We start from the raw sequence: 677 nt of genomic DNA, 5'->3' as shown, positions 1-677 counted from the left end.
GATGATACGGTTTCTGTGATGGAAATTCTTTCTAGCCGCCCGTCGTCAACTACGGAAGAAACTCAAGCGGGTGTGCCGTTGATGATTCAGCTGCACAACTTTGAGCGCAAAGTGTTGCATGATTCATTAGTGAGGCACCAAGGACGGATTAATGAAGTGATGCAAGAGCTCGATTTACCACGTCGCACCTTAAATCAGAAACTGCAAAAATTTGGTCTGAATCGCTCCGATTACACCGATTCGTGAATGGAGTAATAGGAGCGATGTCGTTTTACCTTTCCGTTATGCGCTTTTAGTCGGTGTTTGGATGAACTTACCACCCACCTCGCTTTCATCTTGGAATGTCGTGACTTGATTTCGCCCGGTATGCTTTGAGCAATACAGTGCTTCGTCGGCTCGGGTTAGTGCGTCTTGCAAGCGGTCATTGGGCATTAACTCGCTGATGCCGAAGCTCATCGTGACTTGGTTTTTAAAAGCAAGCAGCGACGTCTCACGTTCAATGCTGCGGCGAACTAACTCGGCATAGGCTTTCGCGTTTTCGGCATTGGCAAGCAACACAATCATAAACTCGTCACCACCAAAGCGAACGGTACATGCTGACTCTGGTAACGTTTGTTTAAAAATCGTGGCGATGGTTGCCATGACTGAGTCGCCAGTGGTGTGCCCGTATTGGTCAT

2 protein-coding genes are annotated in these 677 nt (G+C 48.0%); one reads left to right on the top strand and one right to left on the bottom strand.

Going from position 1 to position 677, the window contains the following annotated elements:
- The coding region (locus R7Q48_RS27825; protein ID WP_318133519.1) for a helix-turn-helix domain-containing protein at positions 1 to 246 on the top strand (246 nt) is incomplete at its 5' end.
- Between the two features lie 36 nt (positions 247 to 282).
- Here R7Q48_RS27825 and R7Q48_RS27820 read toward each other — a convergent pair.
- Positions 283 to 677 (bottom strand): GGDEF domain-containing protein (locus tag R7Q48_RS27820; RefSeq protein WP_318133517.1); only part of this gene is annotated, 395 nt, incomplete at its 5' end.

The organism is Vibrio sp. 378 (genome assembly GCF_033339435.1).
Note: the sequence above shows the minus strand (reverse complement) of the source record. Positions and strands in the feature narration are given on the sequence as shown.